We start from the raw sequence: 25,339 nt of genomic DNA, 5'->3' as shown, positions 1-25,339 counted from the left end.
GTGTTGTCTGGCCTGATAGGTTTCGCCCCTTACGGGCGAGTCACTTTCTCTTGCTTGCCCAAGAGAAAGTAACCAAAGAGAAGGGCACCCCACCATCCGGCCCCGGCTGCGCCGGGGTTCCCTCGCTCCATCACCGCTCCAGAGGCACGCCACGAAGGGCCGTCCCTGGCCCATCGTGGCTCTCGCGACATCCATGTCGCTCAACCCCTTCAACGGCGATTCCACTCGGCCTACTGAAGGGGACTTGGGCGTCGTCTGTGAGAACGTGCGTCAAGAGCAAAAGCCAAACGCTACCGACTTTGATCTTCCAGAGATGTCGCAAGCTCGCGACCTGGTCCCCTTCAGGAGGCCGAGTGGAGGTGTTGCGCAGGGGGACGAGCCGCATGGATGCGGCGAGAGGCTTAATGGGCCAGGGACGGCCCATGTAAGCCGGCCCCCGGAGCAGCGCCGGAGCGAGGGAAGTTTCGCGTAGCGAAACCCGGATGTCGGGGTGCCCTTCTTTGGCACACCTTTCTTGGGCAAGCAAGAAAGGTGTGGCGCCCGTAAGGGGCGCAACCCAAACGCCCAGTACACGCGGTAATGGATAGTGCTAAATCAGTAAGCAGTACGCACATAAACTTGCCAGTCCCGTGTCAAGCGTATCTTCCCCGCGATAACGCGAAGAGCCTTTTTTGTGGGCTGCGTCTGATTTAGCTGTTGCAGAAAATCCCTCAGAAGATCGCAGGCCTTGTAGGAACGGGCTTGCCCGCGATGCTTTGGCGTTGTCGGTTTTCGCGGGCAGGCCCGCTCTTATAAAGAGTTACCGCTCGGCGCAGCAGGTAACAGGCACATGGCCTTTTCGTTGGCGTCTGCGCGTCGCTGCATCCGGGCTATCTGCAGGCAATAGCCGGGTAGGCTGGCGCAGCCGGTGCCAGAGTGTGGGGAGGGCGAGGGATTAGAGCGACATGGCGTGCTGACGCCGCCGCCGGCTGGCCAGTTGCCGCTCCAGTTCGACGAGGCTGTCGATACCCTGGCGGCGCGCCTTGCTGAACAGCATCAGGGCCAGCTCGGCGGTGACCAGGGCATCGGCGCTGGCGTTATGACGCTGGTGCACCTGCAGGCCGAACTCGGCGACCCATTCATCGAGTCCACCCTGGCGAATGCGCGATTGCGGGCACAGCAGCGGGGCAATTTCGGCGACGTCGAAGAAGTGGTGCTGCAGGCGATAGCCCAGGCTCTGGCGCAGTGCGCGAGCGAGCATGCGCTGGTCGAACTCGGCATGAAACGCCAGCAACGGGCTGTTGCCGACGAACTCCATGAAGTCCAGCAGCGCCTCGGCCGGTTCCACGCCCCGTGCCACTGCGCTGGGCGCGATGCCATGGATCAGCGTGCTGGCGCTGGCCTGATGGTCGGGGCGGTGCAGGGTGCATTCGAACTGCTCGGCGAAATCGATGGCGCCGTTGTCGATCACCACCGCGCCGATGGCCAGCACCTGATCACGGCGCATGTTCAGCCCGGTGGTTTCCAGGTCGAGGACGACGAAGCGCTGTTGGTGCAGCGGGCGTTCGTCGAACGCTGCCGGCGTGCTCAGGGCCGCGCGGCGTTGCAACTGCTGCTGGGTCAGGGCCGGGCCACGGCCGGTGAACCAGGTGAACTTGCTCATAGCTGATACCTCATGGCCAGGCTGCTCTGCAGGCGCTGCGCCTGGCGGAACGACTCGCGCAGAATACGCCGGTCCAAGTGATTGAGGTGGTCGGGGTCGACGCGGTTGGAGTAGGGCTGCTCGTTGCGTGCCTGCAACTGATGCTGCTGCATGCGCGTCTGCTGGATGAAATGGTAGGCCTCTTCGTAGGCGGCACCGTCCAGTGCATCGATCACACCCTGGGTGATCAGCGCGCGCAGGCGCTCCAGGGTACCGACCGCGCTGATGCCATTGGCCAGCGCCAGCAGGCGGGCGCCGTCGACGAACGGGGTCAGCCCCTGCACCTTGAGATCCAGGGTGTCTTTGTCGGCGCCGGAGCGGGCCACCACGAAATCGCGGAAGCGTCCGACCGGTGGGCGCTGGCGCAGGGCGTTCTCGGCCATCATCTTCTGGAACAGGCTGTTGTTGGCGATGCGGCCGAGCAATTCCTCACGCAGGTGCTCGCAGCCTTCGTCCGGGCCCCAGATGGTGCGCAGATCGAAGTAGATCGACGAACCCAGCAGGTTCTCCGGCGTGGCTTCGAGGACGAAACCGGTGAAGCGCCGCGACCATTCCTGGCGTGACAGGCACAGCTCGGGGTTGCCGGCCATGATGTTGCCCTTGCACAGGGTAAAGCCGCACTGCGCCAGGCGCTGATTGATCTCGCGTGCGATCGGCAGCAGGCGCTCACGGATGGCGGCCGCATCGCTGGCGCTGTCGGCCTCGAAGAGGATGCCGTTGTCCTGGTCGGTGTGCAGGGTCTGCTCGCGGCGGCCTTCGCTGCCGAAGCACAGCCAGGTGAAGGGAATGCCCGGATCGCCCATGTCCTCCAGGGTCAGCTCGATGACCCGGCATACGGTGTGGTCGTTGAGTAGGGTGACGATGTGGGTGATCTGCGTCGAGCTGGCGCCGTGGGCGAGCATGCGGTCGACCAGCAGGCGGATGTCGCTGCGCAGCCCGGCCAGGGTTTCGACCTTGCCGGCGTGGCGGATGGTGCGCGCCAGGTGCACCAGGTCGACACGCTGCAGGCTGAACAGGTCGCGCTCGGAAATCACCCCGCAGAGTTTCTCGTGCTCCACCAGGCAGACGTGCGCGATGTGCCGCTCGGTCATGGCGATGGCGGCATCGAAGGCGCTGGCATCGGGCGCCAGATGAAACGGATTGGGCGTCATCAGGTTGTCGATCGGCTGGGCCAGGTCGACGCCGTCGGCGACCACTCGGCGCAGGTCGCGCAGGGTGAAGATGCCCAGCGGTTTGCCGGCCGGGTCGAGCACCACGATGCTGCCCACATGCTGCTCGTGCATCAGTCGCACGGCATCACGCAAGGGTGTGTCCGGTGCGCAGCCGATGGGTTGGCGCATGGCCAGTTCGCCCAGGCGGGTGTCCAGCGAATATTGTGCGCCGAGGGTTTCCACCGCGCGCAACTGCACCTGCTGGTTGACCTGATCGAGCAGGCTGCTGACGCCGCGCAGGGCGAAGTCGCGCAGCGGGTTGGAAACGGCGAAGAGTTTGACGAAGGCGAGCTTGGACAGCAGCAGGCAGAAGGTGTCTTCGGCGGCCAGGTGCTCGGTACGCGTGGCGCGTTCGCCGATCAGCGCGGCCAGGGGGAAGCATTCGCCAGCGGTGATCTCGAAGGTGGTTTCGGTGCCGCGCCTGGCCGAGTGAGGGCGCTCGCCATGCACGCGGCCCTGTTTGACGATGTAGAAGTGCTCGACCGGGCCATCGCTGGGCTTGATGATCGAGTCGCCCTCGGCATAGAAGCGCAGCTGGCAGTGCTCGACCAGAAACGCCAGATGGGCGGTGTCCATCTGGTTGAAGGGCGGAAACTTGTGCAGGAACTCCATGGTGCCGTGGATGTTCTGAAGCACCGCAGTCTTGCCGGCATCGGCCATTGCGTCGGCCTTGCTCATGGGCGTGCGCCTCGCAGTTTCGGGATGGTGTCAGTGTGGCGCTGGCCCGTCGCGTTGCCCATTGCACCTAAGTAGGGGGCAGCCGGGCTAAAACTATAGCCCACGAAAAAGCCGCCCGTAGGCGGCTCGTTCTGCTGCGCTGAATCAGAGGCCGTTCTTGGCCTTGAATTCGCGGCGACGGCGGTGCAGCACCGGCTCGGTGTAGCCGTTGGGCTGCTTGGTGCCCTCGATCACCAACTCCAGCGCGGCCTGGAAGGCGACGTTGTTGTCGAAGTCCGGGGCCATCGGGCGATACAGCGGGTCGCCCGCGTTCTGACGATCGACCACCGGCGCCATGCGCTTGAGGCTTTCGACCACCTGCGCTTCGCTGACGATGCCGTGGCGCAGCCAGTTGGCCAGCAGTTGGCTGGAGATACGCAGGGTGGCGCGGTCTTCCATCAGGCCGACGTCGTTGATGTCCGGCACCTTGGAGCAGCCGACGCCTTGGTCGATCCAGCGCACCACGTAGCCGAGGATGCCTTGCGCGTTGTTGTCCAGCTCGTTGCGGATTTCGTCTGCCGACCAGTTGGTGTCCTTGGCCAGCGGGATGGTCAGGATGTCGTCCACCGAAGCCGGGGTGCGCTTGGCCAGTTCGGCCTGACGGGCGAACACGTCGACCTTGTGGTAGTGCAGGGCGTGCAGGGTGGCGGCAGTCGGCGACGGTACCCAAGCGGTGTTGGCGCCGGACAGCGGGTGGGCGATCTTCTGCTCGACCATTGCCGCCATCAGATCCGGCATGGCCCACATGCCCTTGCCGATCTGCGCACGGCCTTGCAGGCCGGTGGCCAGGCCGACGTCGACGTTGTTGTTCTCGTAGGCACCGATCCAGGCTTCGCTCTTCATGGCGGCCTTGCGCACCACGGCGCCGGCTTCCATGGAGGTGTGGATCTCGTCACCGGTGCGGTCGAGGAAGCCGGTGTTGATGAACACCACGCGCTCGCTGGCGGCTTTGATGCAGGCCTTGAGGTTGACAGTGGTGCGGCGCTCTTCGTCCATGATGCCGACTTTCAGGGTGTTGCGGGCCAGGCCCAGCACATCCTCGACGCGGGCGAAGATTTCGCTGGTGAAGGCGACTTCTTCCGGGCCGTGCATCTTCGGTTTGACGATGTACACGCTGCCGGTGCGGGTGTTCTTGCGCGTGGTGTTGCCGATCAGGTTGTGCACCGCGATCAGGCTGGTGAACAGTGCGTCCTGGATGCCTTCCGGAACCTCGTTGCCTTCGGCGTCGAGGATGGCCGGGTTGGTCATCAGGTGGCCGACGTTGCGCACGAACAGCAGCGAGCGGCCGTGCAGGGTCAGCTCGGAGCCGTCCGGTTGGGTGTAGACGCGATCCGGGTTCATGGTGCGGGTGAAGGTGCTGCCGCCCTTGGACACTTCCTCGGCCAGGTCGCCCTTCATCAGGCCCAGCCAGTTCTTGTAGACCACCACCTTGTCGTCGGCATCGACGGCAGCGACGGAGTCTTCGCAGTCCATGATGGTGGTCAGCGCCGCTTCCATCAGCACGTCTTTGACGCCAGCAGCGTCGGTGCTGCCGATGGGGCTGGAAGCGTCGATCTGGATCTCGAAGTGCAGGCCGTTGTGCTTGAGCAGCACGGCGATCGGCGCGCTGGCCTCGCCCTGGAAACCGACCAGTTGCGCGTCGTCACGCAGGCCGCTGTTGCTGCCGCCCTTGAGGGCAACGACCAGCTTGCCGTCGACGATGGCATAGCCGGTGGAGTCGACGTGCGAGCCGGCAGCCAGCGGTGCGGCCTCGTCGAGGAAGGCGCGAGCGAAGGCGATGACCTTGTCGCCACGCACCTTGTTGTAGCCCTTGCCCTTTTCGGCGCCGCCTTCTTCGCTGATCACATCGGTGCCGTAGAGGGCATCGTACAGCGAGCCCCAGCGGGCGTTGGAGGCGTTCAGGGCGAAGCGCGCGTTCATCACCGGCACGACCAGCTGCGGGCCGGCCAGACGGGCGATTTCTTCGTCGACGTTGGCCGTGGTGGCCTGGAAATCTTCCGGTTCCGGCAGCAGGTAGCCGATTTCCTGGAGGAAGGCCTTGTAGGCAGCGGCGTCATGCGCCTGACCCTGGCGTGCCTGGTGCCAGGCGTCGATCTGCGCCTGCAGTTCGTCACGCTTGGCCAGCAGGGCGTGGTTCTTCGGCGCCAGGTCCTTGATGACCGCGGCGGCACCGGCCCAGAACTGGTCGGCAGCGATGCCGGTACCGGGAATGGCTTCGTTGTTCACGAAGTCGTACAGGGCTTTGGCGACCTGCAGGCCACCGACTTGAACGCGTTCAGTCATCACTTGCCTCACTCTCTGAGCTTTACTCAATCGCCGCTTCGGGCACCTCTGAAAACGACCTGCGCACTCTACACCTGCGCTTTCAGAGAGGCTCGTCGGAGACGGGCTGGCCGTCTTGTAGTCCGTGGCGCGGCATACTACATGAAGATTCCGGGGAAATGCAGTAGGTATGCGTCAGACCGCGACCAAAAGACTATTTCTAGTCACGCCCAATACATAGTGTGTTCAAAAAACTTACATATTGTTCCATAGAATTGTTAAAAAACGTACACGATTAATTGCTCGGGCTAGTGACAACGACGTCAATATGGCCTACGCGCCAGCTCGCCTATACTGCCTGACACATCATTCCGGAGCTGCCATGACGGTTTCCGCTGCGACCACGGCCGACCTCGCCGACCTCACCCGCCTGTTCGCCGGCTATCTGCGTTTTTATCAGGTGCCGCGCGCTGATGCGGACATCGCCGCCTTTCTCGGTGCGCGTCTGCAGTACGGTGATGCGCAGCTGTTCATCGCCCGTGACGGGCAGGGCACTGCGCAGGGCTTCGTGCAGCTGTATCCCTTTCATGCTTCGCTGGCGCTGGAACCGGCCTGGCTGCTCAGTGATCTGTATGTCGACGAAAGCGCGCGCCGCTGCGGCGTTGGCGAAGCGCTGATGAAGGCTGCCCGCGCCCATGCTGAGGCGAGCGGGGCCTGCGGTCTGCAACTGGAAACGGCGCAGAACAACCTGGCTGCTCAGCGTCTTTACGAGCGTCTTGGCTACGTGCGTGACGAACAGTTCCTGACCTACTGGCTGTCGCTGCGTGGCTGACAATTTCCCATCCTGTGAACGAGTGAGGTAGTACATGGATCATCTGGTACTGACGGTGATTGCCGAAGACCAACCGGGCCTGGTCGAGCGCCTTGCCGGCTGCGTGGCGAAACATGGTGGCAACTGGTTGGAGAGTCGCATGGCGCGCATGGCCGGACAGTTCGCCGGGATCGTGCGGGTGGATGTGCCGGCCGAGGCCCATGCCGGCCTGATCAAGGAGCTCGAAGCGCTCAGTGCGCAGGGCATTCGCGTGCAGCTGGCCGCCAGCGGTAGCGAACCGGGCGGGCGCTTCACCGCGATTCGTCTGGAACTCGTCGGTAATGATCGGCCCGGTATCGTCCGCGATATCACCCGAGTGCTGGCCGAGCAGGGCGTCAACCTGGAGAGCCTGCTGACCGAGGTGGCGCCAGCGCCGATGAGCGGCGAGTTGCTGTTCACCGCTGAAGCACTGCTGGCCGTACCGGAGGCGCTGGCGCTCGAGCAATTGCAGGCACGCCTGGAAACCCTGGCCGATGACCTGATGGTGGAGCTGAATCTGCGCGCCGAGGAGTGATATCCACGACGAGCGTGGGTCAGCCTGTGGGTAACTGGGGAGCCCCGGCGCACAACCTGGGCTGCCCCGCGACACCCTGAGGTGTCTGCGACCCGCGTAGGGTGCGCTGTGCGCACCAGCCTTTTACTGCGTCGAGCGCTTGCGCAGGTGCAGCCAGATATCCAGGCTGTATACAAACAGCCCGGCCCAGATGCAGGCGAAGGCCAACAGGGTGCTCGGCGAGAAGTGCTCATCGAACAGCAAGATGGCCTGCAGCAGCACCAGGGTCGGTGCCAGGTATTGCAGGAAGCCCAGCGTGGTGTAGGGCAGATGCCGTGCGGCGGCATTGAAGCACACTAGCGGCACCAGGGTGATCGGCCCGGCGGCCACCAGCCACAGTGCTTCGCTGCTGCTCCAGAAACTGGTCTGGCTGCTCATGGCGGCGGGATGCAGCGCCAGCCAGGCCAGCGCCACCGGTAGCAGCAGCCAGGTTTCCACCACCAGGCCGGGCAGCGCCGCCACGGGAGCCTGTTTGCGGATCAGTCCATAGAAACCGAAGGTCAGCGCCAGCACCAGCGACACCCAGGGCAGGCTGTCCACCTGCCAGACCTGCTGCGCCACGCCAACCACGGCCAGGCCGACAGCCAGCCACTGCAGGCGACGCAGGCGCTCGCCGAGAATCAGCAGGCCGAGCAATACGTTGATCAGCGGGTTGATGTAGTAGCCCAGGCTGGCCTCAAGCATGCGGTCGTTGTTCACCGCCCACACGTACACCAGCCAGTTGGTCGCGATCAGCAACCCGCAACCGGCCAGCACCGCCAGACGCTTGGGGTTGTCGCGCAGTTCACGCCACCAGCCGGGGTGCTTCCAGACAAGCAGCAGCAGACTGCCGAACAGTGCCGACCAAAGCACGCGATGGACGATGATCTCCATCGCCGGGATGCTTTGCAGGGCTTTGAAGTAGAGCGGGAACAGGCCCCAGATGATGTAGGCGGTAAGACCCAGAACGTACCCGCGTTGCGGGTTGGCGGTGGCCATCGAAAATCCTTGGTTAGGCAGCTAACGGTTGCCGCGAAATTCTAGCGCTCTGGCCTCTGCCTTGTCTGTTCGTTCAGCTTTTTATGCATACCGAAACGCCGGCAAAGTCGTAAGGCAAACTTTACGCGGTGCGCGCAACTGTATGGGTACGCGGGCCTGACGCCCCGGAGGCAATCCGGGAACTGCGCGCCCGGATGTCATCGGCTCAGAACAGCCGCAGTGGCTCCTCGTCCAGAGCCGCCAGCTGTTCGCGCAGGGCGAGAATCTGGTCGCCCCAGTAGCGCTCGCCGGCGAACCAGGGGAAGGCCAGGGGGAAGGCCGGGTCGTCCCAACGCTTGGCGATCCAGGCGCTGTGATGCATCAGGCGCAGGGCGCGCAGGCCTTCGATCAGCGGCAGCTCGCGGGCGGCGAAGTCATGGAATTCCTGGTAACCGTCGATCAGCTCGGCCAGCTGACCCAGGCGCTCGTGACGCTCGCCGGCCAGCATCATCCACAGGTCCTGTACCGCCGGGCCCATGCGGCAGTCGTCGAGGTCGACCATATGGAAGGCGTCATCGCGGTGCAGCAGGTTACCCGGGTGGCAGTCGCCGTGCAGGCGAATCGGTGTATAGCGCACGCGGGCGAACAATTCATCCAGGCGCGCGAGCAGATCGCGCGCGACCGACTCGTAGGCAGGCAGCAGGCTGCGCGGAACGAAGCCGCCTTCGAGCAGCGAGGCCAGGGCGGCGTGGCCGAAGTTGTCCACAGTCAGGCTTTCGCGGTGTGCGAACGGACGGCTGGCGCCAATCGCATGCATACGCCCGAGCAACTGCCCCAGGCGATACAGCTGGTCGAGATTGCCTGGCTCCGGTGCCCGGCCACCGCGACGCGGGAACAGGGCGAAGCGAAAACCGCCGTGCTCGAACAACGTCTCGCCATCGCGCGCCAGCGGCGCCACCACCGGGACTTCGTGCTCGGCCAGCTCGGCGCTGAAACTGTGCTCCTCGCGGATCGCCGCATCGCTCCAGCGATCCGGGCGATAGAACTTGGCGATCAACGGCGTTTCGCCTTCGATGCCCACCTGATAGACGCGGTTCTCGTAACTGTTGAGTGCCAATACGCGCGCGTCGCTGAGGTAGCCAAGGCTCTCCACGGCATCGAGCACCAGATCCGGGGTGAGGGTGGCAAAAGGATGGCTCATGAACGGCTCCGCATGATTGGGCGCTCAGTCTACCGGCTTGCGCCACACCTGGGGCGGGTGTAACCCGCCGTCAGCGTATTGGCGGTTTATCCCGCCCTTATAACTGAGTACCGAGCAGCACCTGACTGGCAGCGAACTGCGCACGCACCGGATCGCCCACCGCCAGCCTCAGGGCTGCCAGGCGCTCGGGTTCGATCGATGCGCACAAGGTCTGGCCGTTGCTCAGGCTCACGCGTACTTCGCTGGGGCCATCGCTGGCCGGCAGAATCTGTTCGATATGGCCTTCGAGTGTGTTGTGCTGTGCTGTGCGGGGAGCCTGTAGCGGTTGCAACTCCAGCCAGCCTGCTTTGATCAGCGCGACCACGCTGCTGCCTTCGCTTAATTGCAGGTTTTCCGTGCTGTCATGGGTAATCTGCGCCTGCAGGCGGCTGCCGCCGGGCAGTTCGATGTCGATCAGGTCGTTGTGGCCGTGGGCGTGAATCGCGCGCACACGGCCGGTGAGCTGGTTGCGCGCACTGGTGCGCAGCATCAGGCGACCGAGCAGTTCCAGGTCGGCGTCGTCACCGGCCGCCTGCAGCAGTTGCACCTGCAGCGCCTGCAGGCGTTGTTGCAACGCCAGCAGGCGCTCGCCCGCTGGCGTCAGGCGCGCGCCGCCGCCGCCTTTGCCGCCGACGCTGCGGCTGACCAGGGGCTGCTCCGAGAGGTTGTTCAGCTCGTCGATGGCGTCCCAGGCGGCCTTGTAGCTCAGCCCGGCAGCCTTGGCGGCGCGGGTGATGGAGCCCTGCTCGGCGATCTGTTCGAGCAGGGCCAGGCGTTTCGGGCGGCGGCTGAGCAGTTGGGCAAGGGCATCGAGCTGCGACATGATTCAGGCCTGGTCAGGGAGAATGCCGGGCACGGTGCGTGACTGCACCAGGCGCGTCAAGTCAGGTATCGCCCGGTCGCGGCGTACGTGCCAGGCAGTAGACATCGACGCGCAGGGCGCCGGCCCGACGCAGCAATTGCGCGAGCATGCCGGCGGTGGCGCCCGTAGTGAGCACGTCGTCGACCAGCGCCAGGTGTGCACCGGCTACCTGTGCGGGCTGTTTCAGGCTGAAGGCCTGGCGCAGGTTGCGCTTGCGTGTCGCGGCGTCCAGGCCTTGCTGCGCGGGCGTGTCGAGGTGGCGCAGGAGCCAGTCATGCCTGACGGGCAGATCGAGGCTGCTGCCCAGCCAGTCGGCGAGCATCTGTGCCTGGTTGAAGCCGCGTTGCCGTTGTCGTCTGCGCGCCAGCGGCACGGGTAGCAATGCCTGGGGGCGCGGCAGACCTTCATCGAAGGCGTGGCGCAGATGCTCGCTCAAGAGTTCGGCAAGCAGATGCCCGTGCGGCCACTGCGCCTGGTGCTTGAAGCGGGTGATCAGGTTGTCGACCGGGAAGGCATAGCGCCAGGGCGCTTCCACGCGGCTGAAACTCGGCGGCTTGTTCTGGCAGGCGCCGCAGATCATGCCGGGTACCGGCAAGGGCAGCGCACAGCACTGGCAGTGTGCGCCGAGCCAGGGCAGCTCGGCCTCGCAGGCGGTGCAGATGTTGTGTGCGGGGTGATCCGTGGGTTCGTCACAGAGTTGGCAGTGACGGCGCGGCCGTAGCCAGGGCAAGTGACGCAGTGAGGTGAGATCGAACGCGGGCATGGCGGCTCATCCATGAGCGGTGGTGCCTGAAGTCTAGCCGGCGTCAGCGAATCAGCCAGCCCATGACCATCAACCCCAGCAGCAGCCAGATCACCCCACCGATGATCGAGCGTCGCAGCAGCGCGCGTATGCCATTGACCAGAAACAGCAGGCCGATGATCAGCAGGATGATGCTGAAGATCGACACGTCCATGCCGATGGCCCTGGCCAGCCCCTGGAGGAAGTCGTCGATGGCATCGGCCATGGCGCCCAGCACGCCGGAGAGCATGTCGACGATAAAGCGAATGAAGCGCCCCAGCGCTTCGCCGAGCCCTTCGAAAAAGCCTTCTACCTGCATGCAGAACATCCTGTTGAAGAGGTAAGCATTGGGCCTTGTGCCATGCCATAAGTTCTATTGGTTGTTATTTGATCAGATGTAAACCTGTGTCTTTGTTGTGGTTGACAGCATCCAATCGCCACTTATGATGGCCAAAGCCTGAATGCCCCGCGCGGGCCTGACAACAGATGCCACCCAGCGTCGAAGGACTTCCCAGATGAGCGCAACCGCCGCAATCACCCCCCGTCACGACTGGAGCCTCGCCGAGGTTCGCGCGCTGTTCGAGCAGCCGTTCAACGACCTGCTGTTCCAGGCGCAGAGCGTCCATCGTCAGCACTTCGACCCGAACCGCGTGCAGGTCTCGACGCTTTTGTCGATCAAGACCGGCGCCTGCCCGGAAGACTGCAAGTACTGCCCGCAGTCCGGCCACTACAACACCGGCCTGGACAAGGAAAAGCTGATGGAGGTGCAGAAGGTGCTGGAGGCGGCCGCCGAGGCCAAGGCCATCGGCTCCACCCGTTTCTGCATGGGCGCGGCGTGGAAGCACCCATCGGCCAAGGACATGCCCTACGTGCTGGAGATGGTCAAAGGCGTGAAGAAACTCGGCCTGGAGACCTGCATGACCCTCGGTCGCCTCGATCAGGAGCAGACCCAGGCGCTGGCCGAAGCAGGGTTGGATTACTACAACCACAACCTCGATACCTCGCCGGAGTTCTACGGCAACATCATCACCACCCGCACCTACGGCGAGCGCCTGCAGACTCTGGCCTACGTGCGCGAGGCGGGGATGAAAATCTGCTCCGGCGGCATCCTCGGCATGGGCGAATCGGTGGATGATCGCGCCGGGCTGCTGATCCAACTGGCCAACCTGCCGGAACACCCGGAATCGGTGCCGATCAACATGCTGGTCAAGGTCAAGGGCACGCCGCTGGCCGAGGAGAAGGACGTCGACCCCTTCGACTTCATCCGCACCCTGGCCGTGGCGCGGATCATGATGCCGAAATCCCACGTTCGCCTGTCTGCCGGTCGCGAGCAGATGAACGAGCAGATGCAGGCCCTGGCCTTTATGGCCGGCGCCAACTCGATCTTCTACGGCGAGAAGTTGCTGACCACCGCCAACCCGCAGGCGGACAAGGACATGGCCCTGTTCAAGCGCCTGGGCATCAAACCCGAAGAGCGCGAAGAGCATGCCGATGAGGTGCACCAGGCGGCCATCGAGCAGGCGCTGATCGAGCAGCGCGATTCCCAGCTGTTCTACAACGCCGCTTCGGCCTAAACCGCTGTTTATGTAGGAGCCAGCTTGCTGGTGATTGCGACTGCCGCTAATCGCCGGCAAGCGGGCTCCACAAGGTATGTATATGCCTTTCGATTTATCCGCCCGCCTCGCCGAACGCCAGGCTGCCGACTTGTTCCGCCTTCGGCCCTTGCTGGACAGCCCGCAAGGGCCGCAGGTACAGGTCGATGGTCGGCGTCTGCTGGCCTTCTGTTCCAACGACTACCTCGGTCTGGCCAATCACCCCGACGTCATCGCTGCGCTGCAGCAGGGCGCGGAAAAGTGGGGTGTCGGCGGCGGTGCCTCGCACCTGGTGAGCGGCCACAGCACGCCGCATCATGAGCTGGAAGAAGCACTGGCTGCCTTTACCGGTCGGCCGCGCGCGCTGTTGTTCTCCACCGGTTACATGGCCAACCTGGCGGTGGTCACTGCACTGGTCGGGCAGGGCGACAGCGTGCTGCAGGATCGCCTCAACCATGCTTCGCTACTCGATGCCGGGCTGCTCTCGGGCGCGCGGTTTTCACGCTACCTGCACAATGATGCGGTGAGTCTGGCCAATCGTCTGCGCAAGGCCCACGGCAATTGCCTGGTGGTCACCGATGGCGTGTTCAGCATGGACGGCGACCTGGCCGATCTACCGGTTCTGTGCGCCGAGGCGCGTGCCGCGCAGGCCTGGGTGATGGTCGACGATGCTCACGGGTTCGGCCCGCTGGGCGCCACGGGCGGCGGTATCGTCGAGCACTTCGGCCTGGGTCAGGATGACGTGCAGGTGCTGGTCGGCACCCTGGGCAAGGCCTTTGGTACCGCTGGCGCCTTCGTCGCCGGCAGCGAGGAACTGATCGAGACGCTGATCCAGTTCGCCCGTCCCTATATCTACACCACCAGCCAGCCGCCGGCGGTGGCCTGCGCCACGTTGAAAAGCCTGGAGCTGCTGCGCAGCGAACACTGGCGCCGCGAACACCTGCAGCGGCTGATCACGCGCTTTCGGCAGGGCGCCGCCGAGATCGGCCTGAGTCTGATGGACAGCCCCACGCCGATTCAGCCGATTCTGGTCGGTGACAGCGCACGTGCGCTCAAGCTGTCGGCGTTGCTCAAGGCGCGTGGCCTGCTGGTCGGAGCCATCCGCCCGCCCACCGTGCCGGCTGGCAGCGCGCGGTTACGTGTGACGCTGTCTGCCGCGCATAGCGATGCACAGCTTGAGCGTTTGCTCGAGGCATTGGCCGAGTGCTGGCCGCAGGTGCAAACCGATGCGTGAGACCCTGATACTGCTGCCGGGCTGGGGCCTGGATGGTGCCGTGTTGCAGCCATTGGCCGAAGCGCTGGGGGCTGAGCTGAATGTGCAGGTGCCGACCCTGCCGCGACTGAACAGTGCCGCCGTTGCCGACTGGCTCGACGAGTTGGATACACGCCTGCCGCTGGACTGCTGGCTGGCCGGCTGGTCGCTGGGTGGCATGTTGGCTGCTGCCCTGGCGGCGCGGCGCGGCGCGCGTTGTCGTGGCCTGATCAGCCTGGCAAGCAATGCCTGCTTCGTTGCCAGTGATGCCTGGCCGACGGCGATGTCGGCGCAGACCCATGCCGCCTTCCATGAAGGCTGTCAGCACAACGGCAGCGCCACCCTCAAGCGTTTCGCCATGCTCTGCGCCCAGGGTGGTGCTGATGTGCGCGCCCTGTCACGACAGCTGCAAGGCCATCTGGCGACCGGCGACGAGCCGGCCCTGCTGGCCGGGCTACGCCTGTTGGCCAGCCTGGACAACCGCGCGGCGCTGACGGCGTTCAGCGGGCCGCAACTGCACCTGCTGGCCGAACAGGACGCGCTGGTGCCGGCCGCCGTTGCTTCTGAGCTGCTGGCGCTGCTGCCAGCAGGTGAGGTGGATGTGCTGGAGGACTGCGGTCATGCCTTCGTGCTTGAACAGGCCGATGCGCTGGCGACCCTGATGCTCGATTTTATCCGCGAGGCCTGTGATGCCTGAGATGTGTGCGTGTCCGTCTTCTGCTGTGCACGGCGCACCCTATGCGCTGCCGGACAAGCGTCAGGTCGCCGCTTCCTTTTCCCGCGCGGCAGCCAGCTATGACGCGGTGGCCGAGCTGCAGCGCAGTGTTGGTACGCAGTTGCTGGCGCGCGTGCCGGCCGAATTGCCGGTGCAGCGCTGGCTGGACCTGGGCTGCGGTACGGGCCACTTCACCCGTGTCCTGGCCGGGCGCTATGCGCAGGGCGAAGGGCTGGCGCTGGATATCGCCGAGGGCATGCTGCGCCATGCCAGGCCGCAGGGCGGCGCTGCACACTTTATCGCTGGCGATGCCGAAGCCCTGCCGCTGCAGGGCGCGAGCATCGATCTGCTGTTCTCCAGCCTGGCGCTGCAATGGTGCGGCGATTTCCCGCGCGTGTTGAGTGAAGCGCAGCGGGTGTTGCGTCCCGGCGGCGTGCTGGCGTTCTCCAGCCTGTGCGTGGGCACGCTGCAGGAGCTGCGGGACAGTTGGCAGGCGGTCGATGGCCTGGTGCACGTCAATCGTTTTCGCCATTTCGAGGATTATCAGCAGCTGTGCGCGGCCAGTGGCTTGCAGGTATTGACGCTGCAGCGCGAGGCTGAGGTGCTGCATTTTCCCGATCTACGCAGCCTGACCACGTCGCTGAAGGAACTCGGTGCACACAACCTCAACCCGGGGCGACCCGGCGGATTGACCGGGCCCTCGCGCATTCGCGCGTTGATCGAGGCCTACGAAGGTTTTCGCCAGCCGCACGGGCTGCCAGCCACCTATCAGGTGGTGTATGGCGTGTTGCACAAACCGTCGAGCCTGTATTGAGTGGAATATCAGCCATGAGCCAAGCCTACTTCGTTACCGGTACGGATACCGAAATCGGCAAGACCACCATCGCCGCAGGCCTGCTGCATGCCGCGCGTCTGCAGGGTTTGAGTACAGCAGCGGCCAAGCCGGTCGCCTCCGGTTGCAGGCGCACCGTCGACGGTTTGCGCAACGACGACGCGCTGGCCTTGCTCGCCCAGTGCTCGTTGCCGCTGCGTTATGAAGAGGTCAACCCATTTGCCTTCGCGCCGGCCATTGCCCCGCATCTGGCGGCCCGTGAGGCCGGCATCAGACTGGATGTCGCCAGTCTGATGCCGGCGGTGCAGGCGATCCTGGCCAAGGGCGCAGATTTCTCGCTGGTGGAAGGCGCCGGTGGCTGGCGTGTGCCCCTGGCCGGCGAGGAAAACCTCTCGGATCTGGCCATTGCCCTCGGCATGCCGGTGATTCTGGTGGTGGGCGTACGCCTTGGGTGTATCAATCACGCGCTGCTGAGTGCTGAAGCCATTGCGCGTGACGGGTTGCCACTGGCCGGCTGGGTGGCCAATATCTTCGAGCCGAAAACCGCCCGCCTGGAAGAGAATCTCGCCACTCTCTGCGAGCGCCTGCCGGCGCCCTGTCTGGGGCGTGTGCCGCACCTGGCTCAGGCGAACGCAGCCGCCGTGGCGGCGCACCTGAATCTCGAGTTACTGGCAGACTGGTAATAAACAGTAAACTGACCATAGCCATTTGCCTGTACGTTTTTTAGCCGGTTTCTGCTTCAATGGGCGCGTCTAGGTTCTACATCCCCCAGGGGGTTGACGATGGAAATCTCTGCCAACGCATTCCGGTCGGGTCTGAACGGTATCCAGTCCGGCCAACGCCGTGCCGATCAGGCTGCTGCCGATATTGCCAGCAGCACCGTCAATCCGGCGCAGCAGGCGACGCAGACCCCGCCGCAGAATCAGGTCAACCCCAGCTCGCAGGTTGCCGAGCGCAGCCGTCCCGATCTGACCGAAAGCCTGGTGACATTGCGTGCCGCTGAAAACGAAGTGCGTGCCAATGCGCGCGTCGTTGACACCGCCGATGAGGTGTTGGGTACGCTGATCGATACCCGCGCGTAAGCAGTTCCACCCCGGCCGCCCTCGCTGCCGGCAAGGGGGCAGGAGGGCGCACATGCAGATTGGCAGCAGCCTGCCACCTTTCCTTCCCGCGCCGTCCGCCAGTTCGGCCCGGTCACTGCCGCCCGAAGTTTCTCCTGACATTGCCCGTGCCGACCAGGCACCCTTAGCGGCGCCGCAGGAACAGCAGGCCGACTCACCAGCCTCCGGACGCGAAGAGGGTGATCGCGATAGCGCTGCAACAAGTGCTGACAAATCCGAACCCAGCCCTCGGGAGCAGCGCCAGCAGCAACTGGAAATCACCGAGCTGGCGCAACGTGACCGCGAAGTGCGTACTCACGAACAGGCGCACGCTGCCGTAGGTGGCCAGTACGCCGGTGCGCCGACATACAGTTTCAAACGCGGCCCGGACGGGCAGCGCTATGCCGTTTCCGGCGAAGTCAGCATCGACACGGCTCCCGTTCCCAATGATCCCGCCGCCACGTTGCGCAAGATGGAGATCGTCCTGCGCGCGGCGCTCGCCCCCGTTGAGCCTTCCCCGCAGGATCTGCGCGTCGCCGCCCTGGCCCAGGCGCAGGCGGCGCAGGCGCGGGTCGAACTGGCCGAGCAGCGCCGAGAAGAGGCCGTCACCGCCGTCGAGGCGCGCAAAGCCCGCGACGAGGCACGTGAGGCTGAGGACCAGCCCGCCGAGCAGTCGCAGCAGACACTGCCACCAGCGCCTAATCTTGATCTGTATCGGCGTCTGGGCGAACTGTCAGCGCCTGAATCGCGCATCGATCTGGTCGCGTAACCGGCCGATTGGCAGCGCTTGACAAGGGGGTGGCGTAAACGTATGTTTCAAACGCCTGTTTGATTGCTTCGGCCGCAGCCTCGTGGCCAGGCAGCCGGGATTGATCCGGAAATCGACCGCCAAAGCCGGTCACCCCAACTACTAGGAATCCACCGCAGAGGTTTACCGTTATGCCTGACTACAAGGCCCCCTTGCGTGACATTCGTTTCGTTCGTGACGAGCTGCTGGGCTATGAAGCTCACTACCAGAGCCTGCCAGGCTGTCAGGACGCCACGCCGGACATGGTCGACGCCATCCTCGAAGAAGGCGCCAAGTTCTGCGAGCAGGTTCTGGCTCCGCTGAATCGTGTGGGTGACATCGAGGGCTGCACCTGGAGTGAATCCGGCGTGAAGACCCCGACCGGCTTCAAAGAGGCGTATCAGCAGTTCGTCGAAGGCGGCTGGCCGAGCCTGGCGCATGACGTCGAGCACGGCGGCCAAGGCCTGCCGGAATCGCTCGGCCTGGCCATCAGCGAGATGGTCGGCTCGGCCAACTGGTCCTGGGGCATGTACCCGGGCCTGTCCCATGGTGCGATGAACACCCTGAGCGAACATGGCACCGACGAGCAGAAGCACACCTACCTGACCAAGCTGGTGTCCGGCGAGTGGACCGGCACCATGTGCCTGACCGAGCCGCACTGCGGCACCGACCTGGGCATGCTGCGTACCAAGGCCGAACCGCAGGCCGACGGCACCTACAAGGTTTCCGGCACCAAGATCTTCATCTCCGCCGGTGAGCACGACATGGCCGACAACATCGTCCATATTGTCCTGGCCCGCCTGCCCGATGCCCCGGCCGGTACCAAGGGGATCTCGCTGTTCATCGTGCCGAAGTTCCTGCCCAATGCCGAAGGCGGCGTAGGTCAGCGCAACGCTGTTTCCTGCGGTTCCATCGAACACAAGATGGGCATCCACGGCAACGCCACCTGCGTGATGAACTTCGACGGTGCCACCGGCTTCCTGATTGGCCCGGCCAACAAAGGCCTGAACTGCATGTTCACCTTCATGAACACCGCTCGTCTGGGCACTGCGCTGCAAGGCCTGGCCCACGCTGAAGTCGGTTTCCAGGGTGGCATCAAGTATGCTCGCGAGCGTCTGCAGATGCGTTCGCTGACTGGCCCGAAAGCGCCGGAAAAAGCCGCTGACCCGATCATCGTGCACCCGGACGTACGCCGCATGCTGCTGACCATGAAGGCGTTCGCCGAAGGCAACCGTGCCATGGTCTACTTCACCGCCAAGCAGGTGGATATCGTCAAGTACAGCCAGGACGCCGAAGAGAAGAAAGCCGCTGACGAACTGCTGGCCTTCCTCACGCCGATCGCCAAGGCCTTCATGACCGAAGTGGGCTTCGAAGCTGCTTCCCACGGCATGCAGATCTACGGTGGCCACGGTTTCATCGCCGAGTGGGGCATGGAGCAGAACGTTCGCGACTGCCGCATCTCGATGATGTACGAAGGCACCACCGGCATTCAGGCCCTCGACCTGCTGGGCCGCAAGGTACTGATGACCCAGGGCGGCGCGCTGAAGAACTTCACCAAGATCGTGCACAAGTTCTGCCAGGCCAACGAAGGCAACGATGCCGTCAAGGAATTCGTCGAGCCGCTGGCCAAACTGAACAAGGAGTGGGGCGACGTCACCATGAAGATCGGCATGGCGGCGATGAAGGATCGCGAGGAAGTCGGTGCCGCTTCGGTGGATTACCTGATGTACTCCGGTTACGCTTGCCTGGCCTACTTCTGGGCCGACATGGCGCGCCTGGCTGCCGAGAAGCTGGCCGCCGGTACCGAAGACGAGGCGTTCTACAAGGCCAAGCTGCAGACCGCGCGCTTCTACTTCGCGCGCATCCTGCCGCGTACCCGCATGCATGTCGAAGCCATGCTGTCGGGCGCCAGCAACCTGATGGAGATGGAAGAAGAGCACTTCGCTCTGGGCTTCTAAGACTGGCTCTGAGCCATCTCTTTCGGTTGAATCACAACGCCGCCCTCTGGGCGGCGTTGTCGTTTTTGCGCCGGGCACTGCAGAGAATGGCGCATCCTGTCGCTGTTTTAAGTGGGTCAAGCAGGCAGAATGCCTTCATCACTCCTCAGGATGCCCACGTGATCCGTCCGGCCGCTCTGCGTTTCAGTCACTTCTTTTCCTCGCTGCCCTTGCTGGTCGGTGGGGTCGTGGCTGCGCGGCTGCCGGTGCTCAGCGAGTTTTTCATCTCCCTGTTCAATGTGTTGCCGACCTTGCTGTTATTGCTCGGTGGGGCGTTCTGTCTGGTCTATGGCCGTCAGCGCGAAGTGTTTCTGCTGCTGGCGCTGTATGTCGGCTACTTCCTGCTGGATATCCAGGTCGACCACTATCGTGGTCATGGCCAGGTGCGTGCCGATGCGGCGCTGGTCTTTCATTTGCTTTGCCTGCTGTTGCCGCTGCTGTATGCCCTCTACGGTTGCTGGGAGGAACGCTCGCATCTGGCTCAGGACATGCTCGCCCGTGGCCTGGTGCTGCTGGCCGTCAGTGCCGTGGCGTTCGGCCTGGCACGGCGCTATCCGCAGGGGATCGCCGGTGGCTGGCGCAGATTCACTGGCCGGCGCTGTACGGCGCCTGGATGAGCCTGGCGCAGCTGGGTTATCTGCTGTTTGCCCTGGCCTTCATCGTCCTGTCCGTGCAATACCTGCGTCGGCCCAGGCCGTTGCATGCAGCGCAAGTGGTGGGCTTGTTCGGGCTGCTGTGGATGCTGCCGCAGGTGTTCATTCTGGCCAATGCGCTGCAGGTGATGATCAGCATAGTCATGCTCATGCTGGTCGCCGCTGTGGCGCACGAGGCCTACCAGATGGCTTTTCGCGACGAGCTCACCGGGCTGCCGGGGCGGCGCGCGCTCAACGAGCGCCTGCAGCGTCTGGGGCGCGACTATGTGATTGCCATGGTCGACGTCGATCATTTCAAGAAATTCAACGACACCCATGGTCATGACGTAGGCGATCAGGTGCTGCGCCTGGTCGCCAGCCAGTTGCGCAAGGTCGGTGGTGGCGGCAAGGCCTACCGTTACGGCGGTGAGGAATTCACCCTGCTGTTTCCCGGCAAAAGCGTGGAGCAGTGCATGCCGCATCTGGATATGGTGCGTCTGGCCATCGAGCAGTACCGCATGCAGCTGCGTGACTCGCAGAGCCGTCCGCGCGATGACCAGCAAGGCAGGCAGCGCCGTGCCGGCAAGGCTGCCAGCGAGGTGTCGGTGACCGTCAGCATGGGGGTGGCCGAGCGCCAGGCCGAGCAGCGCACGCCACAGGAGGTGATCAAGGAGGCGGACAAGGCGCTCTACAGCGCCAAGGCTGCCGGGCGTAACTGCCTACGCAGTGCCGCGCAACGGCGTGGCGCGGTCAAGGTTGCCAGCGCTGCCGACTGAGCCGGTTTATGGCGCCGCATTCAGGCCGCCAACGATGATTGTTGCCGGTTCGCGCATGGCAGTAGCGTGGTGACACCTGACCGCCAACCCGAACGGAGAATCAACATGCCTGAGTACAAGGCTCCCCAGCGCGACATGCGCTTTCTGATCGACGATGTCTTCGATTTTTCTGCTCATTACCAATCGCTGGGCGCCCACGAAGCCAGTCCGGATATGGTGGCGGCGATTCTCGAGGAGGGCGCGAAGTTCTGCGAGCAGGTGCTGGCGCCGCTCAACCACAGTGGTGACGAAGAAGGTTGTCACTTCGACAATGGCGTGGTGACCACGCCCAAGGGCTTCAAGGAAGCCTTCGCCCAATACGCCGAGGGCGGCTGGATGGGGCTGGCGGCCGACCCTGTCTATGGCGGTCAGGGGTTGCCGGAGTCGCTTGGGCTGATCTTCAGCGAGATGGTCGGCTCGGCCAACCTTTCCTGGGGCATGTATCCGGGCCTGACTCAGGGGGCGATGTCGGCCATTCATGCGCACGGCAGCGAGGAGCAGAAACAGACCTACCTGACCCGTCTCACCGAAGGGCGCTGGACCGGCACCATGTGCCTGACCGAGCCGCATTGCGGCACCGACCTGGGCATCATCAAGACCCGCGCCGTGCCACAGGCCGATGGCAGCTACGCGATCAGCGGGACGAAGATCTTCATTTCCGCCGGCGAGCACGACATGAGCGAGAACATCGTGCATCTGGTGCTGGCCAAGTTGCCGGATGCGCCGGCCAGCACCAAGGGTATTTCCCTGTTCATCGTGCCCAAGTTCATGCCCGAAGGGGATGGCATCGGTGCGCGCAATGCTGTGAGTTGCGGCTCCATCGAGCACAAGATGGGTATCAAGGCCTCGGCCACCTGCGTGATCAACTTCGACGGCGCCACCGGTTACCTGATCGGAGAGGCCAACAAGGGCCTGGCCTGCATGTTCACCATGATGAACCACGCGCGTCTGGGCACCGGTATGCAGGGGCTTTGCCTGGGTGAAACCAGCTACCAGGGCGCCCTGCGCTATGCCCGCGAGCGCCTGCAGATGCGCGCGCTGACCGGCGCCAAGGCGCCGGACAAGGCGGCCGATCCGATCATTGTGCACCCGGACGTGCGGCGCATGCTGTTGACCATGAAGGCCTTCAACGAGGGTAACCGTGCGCTGGCCTATTTCACCGCGCAACTGATCGACACCGCGCACCGTGCCGAGAGCGCCGAGGCACGCCAGGAGGCCGAGAATCTGCTGGCCTTCCTCACGCCGATCTGTAAAGCCTTCATGACCGAGACCGGCCTGGAGGCCACCAACCATGGCATGCAGGTATTCGGCGGGCATGGCTACATTCGCGAGTGGGGCATGGAGCAACTGGTGCGCGATTGCCGCATCGCCCTGATCTACGAAGGCACCAACGGCATCCAGGCGCTCGACCTGCTCGGGCGCAAGGTGCTGGGCAGCCAGGGCAAGCTGCTGCTGGGCTTCACCCGTCTGGTACACAAGTTCTGCCAGGCGCAGGCGGCGCATCCGCAACTGGCTGCCCAGGTGGCTCAGTTGGCTGCACTGAACAAGCAATGGGGCGAGCTGACCCAGCAGATTGGCATGGCGGCAATGAAGAACCCGGACGAAGTGGGCGCGGCCTCCGTCGACTACCTGATGTTCTCCGGTTACGTCACCCTGGCCTATTTCTGGCTGCGCATGGCGGTGGTTGCCCAGGAGAAGCTGGCGGCCGGTGCTGACAACGGTTTCCATCAGGCCAAGCTGACGACATGTGCCTTCTATTTCCAGCGCATCCTGCCGCGCACCGAGGCACATCGTCTGGCGATGGGCGCCGGCAGCGCCAGTACCATGGAGCTGGCGGCGGAGCACTTTGCCTTCTAAGTGCTCAGGTGTTTGGCATGTATAGGCGCGGCACTCCGCCGCGAATCCCAGGCCCGCATGTTTGCGGGCCTTTTTCCTGGTGGTGAGTGCAGACTTTTCATGAATTATTGGTCACAACACGACCCTATGTGTCTATCTTGTTGTTGTATTAAGCTCGTGGCTCTCAAGTAAGTCCGTTTCCGAGGATGTGTCATGGCCGATTACAAAGCCCCCCTGCGCGACATGCGCTTCGTGCTCAATGAAGTATTCGAAGTCTCCAAGTTGTGGGCCGAGCTGCCGGCCCTGGCCGAGGTGGTGGATGAAGAAACCGCCAATGCCATTCTCGAAGAAGCCGGCAAGGTCACTGCTGGCAGCATCGCCCCGCTGAACCGCAGCGGCGACGAGGAGGGCTGCTCCTGGGACAACGGCGTGGTGAAGACCCCGGCCGGCTTCCCCGAGGCCTACCGTACCTACGCCGAAGGCGGCTGGGTCGGTGTCGGTGGCGCGCCGGAGTTCGGCGGTATGGGCATGCCCAAGGTGATCGGCGCCCAGGTCGAGGAGATGGTCAACTCGGCCAGCCTGTCCTTCGGCCTGTACCCGATGCTCACCTCCGGCGCCTGCCTGTCGATCCTCAATCACGCCAGTGAAGAGCTCAAGGCGCAGTACCTGCCGAACATGTACGCCGGCGTCTGGGCCGGTTCCATGTGCCTGACCGAGCCGCATGCCGGTACCGACCTGGGCATCATCCGCACCAAGGCCGAACCGCAGGCCGATGGCAGCTACAAGATTTCCGGCACCAAGATCTTCATCACCGGCGGCGAGCACGACCTGACCGAGAACATCATCCATCTGGTGCTGGCCAAGCTGCCGGACGCACCGGCGGGCCCGAAAGGCATCTCGCTGTTCCTGGTGCCGAAGGTGATGGTCAACGCCGACGGCTCGCTGGGCGAGAAGAACGCCCTGGGCTGTGGTTCCATCGAGCACAAGATGGGCATCAAGGCCTCGGCCACCTGCGTGATGAACTTCGACGGTGCCACCGGCTACCTGATCGGCGAAGTGAACAAGGGCCTGGCGGCGATGTTCACCATGATGAACTACGAGCGCCTGGGTGTTGGCATCCAGGGCTTGTCCCTCGGTGAGCGCAGCTACCAGAGCGCCATCGAGTACGCCCGCGAGCGTATCCAGAGCCGCGCGCCGACCGGCCCGGTGGCCAAGGACAAAGCCGCTGACCCGATCATCGTGCATCCGGACGTGCGCCGCATGCTGCTGACCATGAAGGCGCTGAACGAGGGCGGTCGCGCCTTCTCCAGCTACGTCGCCATGCAACTCGATACCGCCAAGTACAGCGAGGACAAGGCCACCGCCCAGCGCGCCGACGAACTGGTCGCCCTGCTGACCCCGGTAGCCAAGGCTTTCCTCACCGACATGGCCCTGGAAACCACCGTGCACGGCCAGCAGATCTTCGGCGGCCACGGCTTCATCCGCGAGTGGGGTCAGGAGCAGTTGGTGCGCGACTGCCGCATCACTCAGATCTACGAAGGCACCAACGGCATCCAGTCGCTGGATCTGGTCGGGCGCAAGATCGTCGGCAGTGGTGGCAGCTACTACAAGCACTTCGCTGACGAGATCAAAGCCTTCGTCGCCTCGGCCGATGCCTCGCTGGCCGAATTCACCCAGCCGCTGGCGGCTGCCGTGGAGAACCTCGACGCGCTGACGGCCTGGGTGCTGGATAACGCCAAGCGCAATCCCAATGAAATCGGCGCGGCTTCGGTCGAGTACCTGCAGGCCTTCGGCTACACCGCCTATGCCTACATGTGGGCCTTGATGGCGCGCGCCGCGCTGGGCAAGGAGGCGCAGGACGAGTTCTACGCCAGCAAGCTGGGCACCGCGCGCTTCTACTTCGCCCGCCTGCTGCCGCGTATCCACTCGCTGAGTGCGTCGGTCAAGGCCGGTAGCGAGTCGCTGTATCTGCTGGATGCTGCGCAGTTCTGATCACGCTGCAGCGCAAAAATGAGCCCCGGCCCGCGTGCCGGGGCTTTTCATTTCAGGGGGCGCACGGGTTCAGCCTGGCCACGTAGAGCAGGGCGGGTCGTTGTGCGTGCAGGTGCAATTAGCCAGGTTCGTTCTCGATCAGTAGGCCATTGCCCGCTGCTAGCGGGTGCATCGCGCCGCCAGCATTCACGTCGACTGCGCTCTGGGCAGCATTCCACAGCAGCAGTACCGCCGCGTCGTTCTCCAGCCCCTGGGTTCCCTGCCATTTCAGCACCTGCACCCGATGCGTCCAGAGGCCTCGCCGGGTCATCAGGTTGAGGTCGGTGATCGGGCCGTCCAGCAGTTGTGCGCTGATCGTTTCTTCTCCGCCGAACACCGCGATGGCGCCATCGCGATGTAGCGTCTCGACCCGCCCATCCTCTCGGTGCAGGCGCAAGCCGTTGCCGGCGAGCACGGCCAGGCTGCGGTCGACGCCGGGGAAGCTGGAAAAGGCGCCATCCACCGCCACCTGAGCACTGCTGATACGCCAGGCGAAATCCTCCAGGCTGGCACCGCGCGGTGCAATGACCAGTTCCAGCGTCGTGCCGCCGCCGTTCTTCCAGGGCATCGCAATGGCTGTCGCGGGATCGAGCAGGGTGCAGGGCATGAAGCCTC

The 25,339-nt window shown here is 64.2% G+C and carries 21 protein-coding genes and 1 pseudogene; 13 read left to right on the top strand and 9 right to left on the bottom strand.

The features are described from left to right. Positions 1-934: 934 nt before the first annotated feature. The 3 genes from J7655_RS19430 to J7655_RS19420 all read right to left on the bottom strand — a co-directional run bounded on the left by J7655_RS19430 (position 935) and on the right by J7655_RS19420 (position 5,892). Positions 935-1,642 (bottom strand): 3'-5' exonuclease, encoded by a 708-nt coding sequence (locus J7655_RS19430; RefSeq protein WP_230925810.1) that lies wholly within the window; start codon positions 1,640-1,642, stop codon positions 935-937. Continuing rightward, positions 1,639-3,570, bottom strand: coding sequence for a putative nucleotidyltransferase substrate binding domain-containing protein (locus J7655_RS19425; protein WP_230925809.1), 1,932 nt, complete (start codon positions 3,568-3,570; stop codon positions 1,639-1,641). Before J7655_RS19425 ends, J7655_RS19430 begins: the two co-directional genes overlap by 4 nt. A gap of 144 nt (positions 3,571-3,714) precedes the next feature. After that, positions 3,715-5,892: a malate synthase G gene (locus J7655_RS19420; RefSeq protein ID WP_230925808.1), complete on the bottom strand. Its 2,178-nt coding sequence runs from the start codon at positions 5,890-5,892 to the stop codon at positions 3,715-3,717. Between the two features lie 361 nt (positions 5,893-6,253). Between J7655_RS19420 and J7655_RS19415 the strand changes: the two genes are divergently transcribed. After that, positions 6,254-6,703 (top strand): GNAT family N-acetyltransferase, encoded by a 450-nt coding sequence (locus J7655_RS19415; protein ID WP_230925807.1) that lies wholly within the window; start codon positions 6,254-6,256, stop codon positions 6,701-6,703. A gap of 34 nt (positions 6,704-6,737) precedes the next feature. Next, complete coding sequence (locus J7655_RS19410) at positions 6,738-7,256, top strand: glycine cleavage system transcriptional repressor (RefSeq protein ID WP_147810810.1); 519 nt, start codon at positions 6,738-6,740, stop codon at positions 7,254-7,256. A gap of 123 nt (positions 7,257-7,379) precedes the next feature. Here J7655_RS19410 and rarD read toward each other — a convergent pair whose 3' ends face one another. The 5 genes from rarD to J7655_RS19385 all read right to left on the bottom strand — a co-directional run bounded on the left by rarD (position 7,380) and on the right by J7655_RS19385 (position 11,454). After that, positions 7,380-8,273, bottom strand: a complete 894-nt coding sequence (gene rarD, locus J7655_RS19405) for an EamA family transporter RarD (RefSeq protein WP_230925806.1) — start codon at positions 8,271-8,273, stop codon at positions 7,380-7,382. Positions 8,274-8,478: 205 nt separating this feature from the next. Then, positions 8,479-9,453 carry a serine/threonine protein kinase gene (locus tag J7655_RS19400; protein WP_230925805.1) on the bottom strand — a complete coding sequence of 325 codons (975 nt, stop codon included), beginning with the start codon at positions 9,451-9,453 and terminating at the stop codon, positions 8,479-8,481. A gap of 97 nt (positions 9,454-9,550) precedes the next feature. Continuing rightward, a complete protein-coding gene (locus tag J7655_RS19395) occupies positions 9,551-10,315 on the bottom strand; it encodes a TOBE domain-containing protein (RefSeq protein ID WP_230925804.1) in 765 nt (254 codons plus the stop codon). A gap of 61 nt (positions 10,316-10,376) precedes the next feature. Then, positions 10,377-11,117 (bottom strand): ComF family protein, encoded by a 741-nt coding sequence (locus J7655_RS19390; RefSeq protein ID WP_230925803.1) that lies wholly within the window; start codon positions 11,115-11,117, stop codon positions 10,377-10,379. A 43-nt stretch (positions 11,118-11,160) separates the two neighbouring features. Further along, on the bottom strand, positions 11,161-11,454 hold the full coding sequence (locus J7655_RS19385; protein WP_230925802.1) for a hypothetical protein: 294 nt from the start codon (positions 11,452-11,454) through the stop codon (positions 11,161-11,163). Positions 11,455-11,650: 196 nt separating this feature from the next. Between J7655_RS19385 and bioB the strand changes: the two genes are divergently transcribed. The 11 genes and pseudogenes from bioB to J7655_RS19330 all read left to right on the top strand — a co-directional run bounded on the left by bioB (position 11,651) and on the right by J7655_RS19330 (position 24,685). After that, on the top strand, positions 11,651-12,709 hold the full coding sequence (gene bioB / locus J7655_RS19380) for a biotin synthase BioB (RefSeq protein ID WP_230925801.1): 1,059 nt from the start codon (positions 11,651-11,653) through the stop codon (positions 12,707-12,709). Between the two features lie 82 nt (positions 12,710-12,791). Then, entirely contained in the window at positions 12,792-13,961 is a 1,170-nt protein-coding gene (bioF, locus tag J7655_RS19375; protein WP_230925800.1) for an 8-amino-7-oxononanoate synthase, read from the top strand. Then, positions 13,954-14,676, top strand: coding sequence for an alpha/beta fold hydrolase (locus tag J7655_RS19370; protein WP_230925799.1), 723 nt, complete (start codon positions 13,954-13,956; stop codon positions 14,674-14,676). Before bioF ends, J7655_RS19370 begins: the two co-directional genes overlap by 8 nt. A 1-nt stretch (position 14,677) precedes the next feature. Beyond that, complete coding sequence (gene bioC, locus J7655_RS19365; protein ID WP_230927760.1) at positions 14,678-15,508, top strand: malonyl-ACP O-methyltransferase BioC; 831 nt, start codon at positions 14,678-14,680, stop codon at positions 15,506-15,508. Positions 15,509-15,522: 14 nt separating this feature from the next. Beyond that, positions 15,523-16,209: a dethiobiotin synthase gene (gene bioD, locus J7655_RS19360; protein ID WP_230925798.1), complete on the top strand. Its 687-nt coding sequence runs from the start codon at positions 15,523-15,525 to the stop codon at positions 16,207-16,209. A gap of 99 nt (positions 16,210-16,308) precedes the next feature. After that, positions 16,309-16,608, top strand: coding sequence for a hypothetical protein (locus tag J7655_RS19355; protein ID WP_230925797.1), 300 nt, complete (start codon positions 16,309-16,311; stop codon positions 16,606-16,608). 52 nt (positions 16,609-16,660) lie between these two features. Beyond that, a complete protein-coding gene (locus tag J7655_RS19350; RefSeq protein WP_230925796.1) occupies positions 16,661-17,395 on the top strand; it encodes a putative metalloprotease CJM1_0395 family protein in 735 nt (244 codons plus the stop codon). A gap of 170 nt (positions 17,396-17,565) precedes the next feature. Continuing rightward, complete coding sequence (locus J7655_RS19345; RefSeq protein ID WP_230925795.1) at positions 17,566-19,371, top strand: phenylacyl-CoA dehydrogenase; 1,806 nt, start codon at positions 17,566-17,568, stop codon at positions 19,369-19,371. 158 nt (positions 19,372-19,529) lie between these two features. Then, positions 19,530-20,818, top strand: a pseudogene (locus J7655_RS19340) (GGDEF domain-containing protein). Positions 20,819-20,923: 105 nt separating this feature from the next. Then, entirely contained in the window at positions 20,924-22,714 is a 1,791-nt protein-coding gene (locus J7655_RS19335) for an acyl-CoA dehydrogenase C-terminal domain-containing protein (protein ID WP_230925794.1), read from the top strand. A 192-nt stretch (positions 22,715-22,906) separates the two neighbouring features. Then, the gene (locus J7655_RS19330; RefSeq protein WP_230925793.1) at positions 22,907-24,685 is read left to right on the top strand and encodes an acyl-CoA dehydrogenase C-terminal domain-containing protein; all 1,779 of its coding nucleotides are present in this window, start codon (positions 22,907-22,909) and stop codon (positions 24,683-24,685) included. Between the two features lie 118 nt (positions 24,686-24,803). On the opposite strand, the gene J7655_RS19325 is transcribed toward J7655_RS19330, so the two are convergent. Beyond that, positions 24,804-25,331: a HutD/Ves family protein gene (locus J7655_RS19325; RefSeq protein WP_230925792.1), complete on the bottom strand. Its 528-nt coding sequence runs from the start codon at positions 25,329-25,331 to the stop codon at positions 24,804-24,806. Positions 25,332-25,339 lie beyond the last annotated feature (8 nt).

This window comes from Pseudomonas wenzhouensis (genome assembly GCF_021029445.1).
In the GTDB taxonomy this organism is placed as follows: Bacteria; Pseudomonadota; Gammaproteobacteria; order Pseudomonadales; family Pseudomonadaceae; genus Aquipseudomonas; species Aquipseudomonas wenzhouensis.
The sequence above is the reverse complement of the archived record's forward strand: the minus strand, read 5'-3'. Positions and strand labels throughout refer to the sequence as shown.

What these genes read in the sequence shown, in the direction of transcription:
- J7655_RS19325 (WP_230925792.1), bottom strand. Translation starts at nt 25,331, where the DNA reads ATGCCCTGCACCCTGCTCGATCCCGCGACAGCCATTGCGATGCCCTGG.
- J7655_RS19385 (WP_230925802.1), bottom strand. Translation starts at nt 11,454, where the DNA reads ATGCAGGTAGAAGGCTTTTTCGAAGGGCTCGGCGAAGCGCTGGGGCGC.
- J7655_RS19370 (WP_230925799.1), top strand. Translation starts at nt 13,954, where the DNA reads ATGCGTGAGACCCTGATACTGCTGCCGGGCTGGGGCCTGGATGGTGCC.
- J7655_RS19415 (WP_230925807.1), top strand. Translation starts at nt 6,254, where the DNA reads ATGACGGTTTCCGCTGCGACCACGGCCGACCTCGCCGACCTCACCCGC.
- J7655_RS19430 (WP_230925810.1), bottom strand. Translation starts at nt 1,642, where the DNA reads ATGAGCAAGTTCACCTGGTTCACCGGCCGTGGCCCGGCCCTGACCCAG.
- J7655_RS19335 (WP_230925794.1), top strand. Translation starts at nt 20,924, where the DNA reads ATGCCTGAGTACAAGGCTCCCCAGCGCGACATGCGCTTTCTGATCGAC.
- J7655_RS19400 (WP_230925805.1), bottom strand. Translation starts at nt 9,453, where the DNA reads ATGAGCCATCCTTTTGCCACCCTCACCCCGGATCTGGTGCTCGATGCC.
- J7655_RS19425 (WP_230925809.1), bottom strand. Translation starts at nt 3,570, where the DNA reads ATGAGCAAGGCCGACGCAATGGCCGATGCCGGCAAGACTGCGGTGCTT.
- bioB (WP_230925801.1), top strand. Translation starts at nt 11,651, where the DNA reads ATGAGCGCAACCGCCGCAATCACCCCCCGTCACGACTGGAGCCTCGCC.
- J7655_RS19395 (WP_230925804.1), bottom strand. Translation starts at nt 10,315, where the DNA reads ATGTCGCAGCTCGATGCCCTTGCCCAACTGCTCAGCCGCCGCCCGAAA.
- J7655_RS19355 (WP_230925797.1), top strand. Translation starts at nt 16,309, where the DNA reads ATGGAAATCTCTGCCAACGCATTCCGGTCGGGTCTGAACGGTATCCAG.
- rarD (WP_230925806.1), bottom strand. Translation starts at nt 8,273, where the DNA reads ATGGCCACCGCCAACCCGCAACGCGGGTACGTTCTGGGTCTTACCGCC.
- J7655_RS19390 (WP_230925803.1), bottom strand. Translation starts at nt 11,117, where the DNA reads ATGCCCGCGTTCGATCTCACCTCACTGCGTCACTTGCCCTGGCTACGG.
- bioD (WP_230925798.1), top strand. Translation starts at nt 15,523, where the DNA reads ATGAGCCAAGCCTACTTCGTTACCGGTACGGATACCGAAATCGGCAAG.
- J7655_RS19350 (WP_230925796.1), top strand. Translation starts at nt 16,661, where the DNA reads ATGCAGATTGGCAGCAGCCTGCCACCTTTCCTTCCCGCGCCGTCCGCC.
- J7655_RS19420 (WP_230925808.1), bottom strand. Translation starts at nt 5,892, where the DNA reads ATGACTGAACGCGTTCAAGTCGGTGGCCTGCAGGTCGCCAAAGCCCTG.
- bioF (WP_230925800.1), top strand. Translation starts at nt 12,792, where the DNA reads ATGCCTTTCGATTTATCCGCCCGCCTCGCCGAACGCCAGGCTGCCGAC.
- J7655_RS19410 (WP_147810810.1), top strand. Translation starts at nt 6,738, where the DNA reads ATGGATCATCTGGTACTGACGGTGATTGCCGAAGACCAACCGGGCCTG.
- J7655_RS19330 (WP_230925793.1), top strand. Translation starts at nt 22,907, where the DNA reads ATGGCCGATTACAAAGCCCCCCTGCGCGACATGCGCTTCGTGCTCAAT.
- J7655_RS19345 (WP_230925795.1), top strand. Translation starts at nt 17,566, where the DNA reads ATGCCTGACTACAAGGCCCCCTTGCGTGACATTCGTTTCGTTCGTGAC.
- bioC (WP_230927760.1), top strand. Translation starts at nt 14,678, where the DNA reads ATGTGTGCGTGTCCGTCTTCTGCTGTGCACGGCGCACCCTATGCGCTG.